The 3,597-nt window shown below is 61.6% G+C and carries 4 protein-coding genes and 1 pseudogene; 4 read left to right on the plus strand and 1 reads right to left on the minus strand.

What is annotated here, in order from left to right:
- Window positions 1–433: 433 nt before the first annotated feature.
- From Y708_RS0101535 to Y708_RS30675, 4 genes and pseudogenes are all read left to right on the plus strand, one after another.
- Window positions 434–682 (plus strand): hypothetical protein, encoded by a 249-nt coding sequence (locus tag Y708_RS0101535; protein ID WP_028278557.1) that lies wholly within the window; start codon window positions 434–436, stop codon window positions 680–682.
- Between the two features lie 2 nt (window positions 683–684).
- Window positions 685–1,599, plus strand: a complete 915-nt coding sequence (locus Y708_RS0101540) for an FHA domain-containing protein (RefSeq protein ID WP_035774972.1) — start codon at window positions 685–687, stop codon at window positions 1,597–1,599.
- 17 nt (window positions 1,600–1,616) lie between these two features.
- Window positions 1,617–2,129 (plus strand): 2'-5' RNA ligase family protein, encoded by a 513-nt coding sequence (locus Y708_RS22215; protein WP_051478420.1) that lies wholly within the window; start codon window positions 1,617–1,619, stop codon window positions 2,127–2,129.
- A gap of 46 nt (window positions 2,130–2,175) precedes the next feature.
- A pseudogene (locus tag Y708_RS30675) lies at window positions 2,176–2,387 on the plus strand (transposase); the annotation flags it as partial.
- A gap of 93 nt (window positions 2,388–2,480) precedes the next feature.
- Here the strand turns inward: Y708_RS30675 and Y708_RS0101550 are convergent.
- A partial coding sequence (locus Y708_RS0101550) for an ATP-binding protein (protein ID WP_028278559.1) occupies window positions 2,481–3,597 on the minus strand: 1,117 nt, incomplete at its 5' end.

Raw genomic sequence — 3,597 nt, forward strand, 5'->3', positions numbered from 1 at the left:
GCGTGTCATAGCCGTAGGTACGCGGCCGTGGCCTGCGCGCCACGGCCTTCGCCGGTCCCTTGCGTTTCCGGGCGTTCGCCAGCGCACGGCGTGCATTAGCCCGGGACCAGCCGGTCACACCGGTCAGCTCATCAAGAATCCTCCCCTTCTCCTTCTTGGCAGCCTTCGCGTACTCCACAGCGGCCTTCTTCGTGATTTCCCGACGCGCACCCATCGATAACCCGTGACCCATTCCTCATCGTCGCTGCCGTGCCCGTGACAGGCCGTGATTTCGCGAGCGTTTCTCAAATGAGGCATGCACCCCATTTCGCGAGCACTATAGATGAGTCTTGTCGAGGGGTTCCGTGCCGGTCGGTTGCGCGCTAGGCTCAATGCATCCGGTCAAGCGGTTAGAGGGCGCTTGTCATCGACGATCCACATCGAAGGAATCACCATGACTGAAAAGCCCTTCACGGAAGCCGCCGCCCACAACATCCGGGACTGGGCCGATCTTGCGGAAGAGATGTGGTCCTATCTCACCGGCAAGGGCGCCGCGGTCAACTACAGCTTCATTGATATGACAGTCGAAGTGCCGCGGGACATAGGGCCAGACGCACCCCGCGCAACGTGGAAGTTGAACGGAACCCTCAGGGTCACCACCAGCGACAACGATGCAGTCGGCTCCGACACCCACCGCAGCTGACCGTGCAACAACGGATTTGGCTCGACATCGATCTTGACTTTTCGTTTTGCCATCCAAGCGGAGACATCGAACGCCCGGAGCTCAGCGGCACCGTCAAAGCGGCAGGTTCCACGGTGGATGTCTACTGTGATGACCCGAAGGCTTTTGACGGTTCGCTGCCATCGCTTGACGCGGTCCGGGACCTGGCCAACGGGTTGGCTGAGCAAGGCCTGACCGTCTCCATTGCCGGACCCGGCGGCGCTCTGGTCAGCCTGGGTGACGTGAAAGCATCGCTCGCACAGCGTCTCGTGACGAGGTCGCCGCACATAAATCTGGGATCCGCCACTGCGCTTGCTCCGCTGCTGGGGCTGGCACGCAGGATGGGATCGCGTGAGAAGCCGGCCAGCCTGCTGCCCCCAGGTACCCCTTTCCCATTGGTGCCCACCGTCAACCGAACAATTCGCAGGCGCGGCGTGACCACAACGCACCACGCCGCGGGCAGTGGCAGGCCGCGACTCATCTTTGTTCAGAACTCAGAGATGTGGGACGGGCAAATTCCCCGTGAATTTAACCTGGCGACGGGAACCAGCGTTATTGGAAGCAGCGCCGAAGCAGATCTGGTGCTGGATGGACTGCAGGATCTCCACGCAGAGGTAATCCATAACGACGCCGACGAGTACGTGCTTGTGCCGCACGGGCCGGTGAGCGGAAGCGTTAACCAGGAGGGCGATACCGTACTGCGCACGGGAGCACGTATTCAGTTGGGGCAATGGTCTCTGGCTTTCTTCCGCGAGGAGTACGCCGATCATGGACGGCCTTTTGGCGGCAGAAGCGGTGGAGAATTCGCCTACCAGCGGCCTCAGCGGGATCCACGAACCGGCCAGGTTGAGCAGGATGGGTCGGAAGGCGTGGGAGACTTCCGCCGGAACCCCCGCTAAACCGGTCCTTGGACAGTGTGGAACTGCTGCTCCACGGCAGCGCGGAGGAACTTATCCGGGCCGAGTGGCGTCGCTTGGCGGAGGCCGGGCTGCCCAGCCTCGCGTCGCATACGGCTGCGTCCAACCGTCCCCATGTCACTCTCGCCGCGGCACCGGCGATTCCCGGGGATCACGATCACCTGTTGGGTGACGTGTTCCGTCGTTGGTTGGACCTGCGCTTCGGTGGACATGCCATTTTCGCCACGGGACACTACTTTGTGCTGGCGAGGCTGGTGATGGCCAGCGATATCCTGCTTGATGTCCACGCACGCATTCACCGGATCTTGGAGGAGGTGCCTGGAATGGCGCGCAACACGATACCGGGATTCTGGACGCCCCACGTCACCATTGCCCGGAGAATGTCTGCGGCGCAGGTCGGCGCGGGCCTGACGCTGCTCGGCACGAATTCCTTCGAGGCCGGCGTGGGCGGAATCAGGCGCTGGGACAGCCACGAACGCACGGTGATATCGCTTGCAGACTATTGCGCCTAGGGCGTGTCTCCTAGTTGATCGGTAGGGTCTTTGGGGGACTGGAGGTATGTCACGCACTGCTGTTTTGACGGATGCCCAGTGGGCGCGGATTGAGCCGTTGATGCCGAGCTCGGACGGAAGCCCGGGCCGTCCGCTCAACGATCACAGGCTGTGGTCGAGGGCATAGTTTACCGGTTCCGGGCAGGAATCCCGTGGCGGGATTTGCCGGAGTGCTTCGGGTCGTGGAAGACGGTGTGGAAACGCCACCGACGGTTCAGCTGGCTACCTGATACGACAAACTCGCCATCGCCTACCGTGGAGGAGTCGTACTCCGCGCCATCACCATCTGGCTCAAGAATTAGGAGACGCGCCCTAGTGGTCGTTGTGCTGGCGTCGGATGTAGTCCGCCATCCCGGGCACCGTGAAGGCTATCTTCCCGTGATCGGGGGAGTAGATCAGGCCCTTGACCAGGAGTTGGGCCCGGGCAGCTGCGAGGCTGCTTGGTTTGGTGTTCAACCGTTGTGCGATCTCCGTGGTCGAGGAACCGTTGGTTCCGTCATCGGACATGGCGCGAAGGTAGTTTCGTTCACTCTTGGTGGCACGATCCCATCTGGAAGGGAAGAACCCGGTATCGAGATGGGCCATGCCAGCGTCAACCGCGAGCTCAGCGTCGGTAGCGGTGAATAACGGCTCAGGCGCTATGTCCCAGATTGATCGCCCGTACTCCTGGAGGAAATAGGGGTAGCCATCGGCCGCGTCGACGAGTACGTCGAGGGCATCGGAAGTGTAGGCGGCGTTGAACGCCAAGGCCGGGCGGCTCAGTGCTGCACTCGCGGCATCGGGTTTTAACGGTCCTATGCGCCTGTAGTCGAACAGGTGTTCGGCGTAGCTGCGTGATCCGCTGAGGATTGAAGGAAGGTTCGGCAGGCCCGCACCGATGATGTAGAAGGGCCAGCCCCGCTGCCCGGCTGCGTGCTGGGCTGCGATCAGAGCCGATAGGAGCTCCTCGTCGAGGTCCTGCATTTCGTCGATGAGTATGACAAAACCCTTGTGTTCATCCGTCATCGCCAGGGATATGTCTTCGATCAGTTCCTCGAGATCGATGGCGATCTGGCCGGTGTCTGCTCGGCCGGTTCTGGTGTCGACGCCGAGGCTTGCCCCGGTGACTCCAACACTCATGCTGAAGGAAGCGATGCTGCCTAGGGCTGCTTTCCAGCGTTGCCCCATGGAAGGCTTGTTTAATCGTCGGGCGGCGCTGATAAGCTCGCGGGCCAAGCGTGCTTGGAGTGCTGTCTGACCTGATTCAGCTGTTTTGCCCTCCAGGTAGACGGTTATCCACCCAGCTTCTTCAGCTGTTGCCCGTAGATGGTTTAGCAGCACCGTTTTACCTACGCCGCGCAGCCCGGAGAGAACCATCCCGCGGTTATGCAGACCAGGACCCGCGCGCTGAATCATGACCAGGAAGGTGTCGATCTCGCTGGATCTGCCT

Origin of the sequence: Arthrobacter sp. H5, from assembly GCF_000520595.1 — a bacterium.
GTDB lineage: Bacteria > Actinomycetota > Actinomycetes > Actinomycetales > Micrococcaceae > Arthrobacter_D.

Coding starts and splice junctions, on each gene's coding strand:
- Y708_RS0101535 (WP_028278557.1), top strand. CDS start 434: ATGACTGAAAAGCCCTTCACGGAAGCCGCCGCCCACAACATCCGGGAC.